Annotated in this window: 2 protein-coding genes and 1 pseudogene; 1 reads left to right on the top strand and 2 read right to left on the bottom strand. The window is 68.7% G+C overall.

Annotated elements, in window-relative coordinates; genetic code table 11:
• Window positions 1-293 precede the first annotated feature (293 nt).
• Together ABQ292_RS26405 and ABQ292_RS26400 are read right to left on the bottom strand one after the other, a co-directional pair.
• Window positions 294-473, bottom strand: a pseudogene (locus tag ABQ292_RS26405) (sugar transferase); the annotation flags it as partial.
• A 48-nt stretch (window positions 474-521) separates the two neighbouring features.
• Window positions 522-668, bottom strand: coding sequence for a hypothetical protein (locus ABQ292_RS26400; protein ID WP_369210670.1), 147 nt, complete (start codon window positions 666-668; stop codon window positions 522-524).
• Window positions 669-1,109: 441 nt separating this feature from the next.
• Between ABQ292_RS26400 and ABQ292_RS26395 the strand changes: the two genes are divergently transcribed.
• The gene (locus ABQ292_RS26395) at window positions 1,110-1,346 is read left to right on the top strand and encodes an ANTAR domain-containing protein (protein ID WP_369210671.1); all 237 of its coding nucleotides are present in this window, start codon (window positions 1,110-1,112) and stop codon (window positions 1,344-1,346) included.
• The last annotated feature ends 544 nt before the right edge of the window (window positions 1,347-1,890 follow it).

The following is a 1,890-nucleotide window of genomic DNA, read 5'->3' as shown; positions in this document are numbered from 1 at the left end:
TCGCGCGTCCTGGCGCGCCTGCCATTTCGGCCCGAGCTCAGTGACCAGCTCGGCGAGCACTTCCCGGGACAGTCCGGTCACGCGGCGATCGGCGACAGCAGCGGCACGGGCCAACGTCCTGGACACACCACGAGCCTGCTCCGTCCGTCACAAGCAACCCGTCCCGCTAACCATGCACGAGGTCGTTAGTGCGTTGCCTGGCCGAAACTCAAAGCCTGCGTCGTCTGTCCCCGCCAGGTTCGGAGAGTCGCTCTCCTGACCCGGTCCTTCGGATGCGGTTCCAGCGTCCGGCGTCACCCGCCCTGGCGTCGGACGACCTGGCCGACCTCATCACGAGGATCTTCACGTCCAGCCAGGGGAAACCAGTTCTCGATGTAGTAGTTGTCGAAGCGCGCCCGGTCCTCGATGGAGGTGTCCCCGCGGAGGCCGTGCGCTTGCGACCAGCCGGTCAGCCCGGCCGGGACGCAGTGGCGGGCGGTGCGGTGGGTCGACGCTCGGGAGGAGCGCGAGGAGTGACAGTTTCAGCGCGAGCCGACCAAAGACGCGGCGAGGATGTAGGGCAGGTCGTCCAGCAGCGAGAGGTTGAGCCGCGACCGGTAGAGCCCCGCCACATGGAACACCGCGATGTACACCCCGAGGACCACCACGTGCACGGGGTTGGCCGGCATCGTGATGGCCGTGGCGACTATGAATGCGGCTACGTCCCCCAGCAGGAGGTAGGGGCGGACCCCTCCGCGCAGTCACCAGGGCTCCGGATGGCGCCAGGGTTGCTCCAGCTGCAGTTGCCGAGCGACCGGCGCTGACCGCGCTTCGCCGTCCGGTTTGGCGACCGGGTCGTCCGGCTTGTTCAACAGCCCCACGTCGCGCGCAGGGCTCTCCCCCGTGTGCTCAGCCACTGCCTCTCCTCGGCCTACCACGCCGGGCTCGGTGGTCGGGGCGCCGTTGGTTCCACGCCGGTATGAGCCCGGGCTCGCGGTGACATCCGATGGCAAGTGGGACCCGCGGAGGCCGCATGCCGGACCGAGGCGCCCGACGACGAGGACCGCGCCTGCGCGGCGCGCTCCACGCACGGATGCAGATCATGGGCGTTCTGACGGGGCGCTGTGGTGATGGTGGATGGCACCACTCTGGATGTCGTGGACCGCGGGAATTCATCGACGAGCGGTAGCTTCGCGATGGTGACGCGCCACATCGTCGACCAGGCCCAGGGCATCCTCATGGAGCGGTTTCAGATGACCGCCGAGCAGGCCTCCGCGCTCTTGACCCGGGCCTGTCAGGACGCCAACGTCGAACTCCGCGACGTGGCCCAGCGCCTGATCAATACCGGGGAAACCGTCGGCCGGTAGCAGCGCGGCCACAGAGAGGCAGCCCGACGGCCTCTGTTTGGACGTCGGGCCTGGGTCGCGTGGGCTGCCGGCCTCCCGCGCACACCGTGCCTCCGCTCTACCCGAGGTGAGCGGGCTACACACCGCTGCCACGGGTCAACGACTGGCACCCCGCTCCGTCCTGCTCCGCCGTTCATCATCCACAGGACACGTCCGAGTCGTGCTGGCGGCGCAGGTCGTGCTGGCGCTCATAGGACGAGCCGTATTTGCTGGCGGCCCCCGGCTCAACCCTCTGAGGTAGAGATGTGGCGCCATATCGCTGCAGTGGCGCGGGCTGGTGCAGTGGCGCGGGCTGGACGATTGACGGTGTCATGGATTAACGACCTCGTGCATGGTTAGAGGGGCGGCTTGCTCCTGAAGGACGGAGCAAGGTCGTGGTGTGTCGAGGAGCCTGGCCCGAGCCGCCGCTGTCGCCGATCGCCATGTGTCCGGGCTGTCCCGAGAAGTGCTCGCCGAGCTGGTCGCCGAGCTGGGACCACGCTGGCAAGCCCGCCAGGAGGCACGG

Source organism: Geodermatophilus maliterrae (genome assembly GCF_041018925.1).
GTDB lineage: Bacteria > Actinomycetota > Actinomycetes > Mycobacteriales > Geodermatophilaceae > Geodermatophilus > Geodermatophilus maliterrae.
This window is presented reverse-complemented; position numbering and strand designations above follow the sequence as displayed.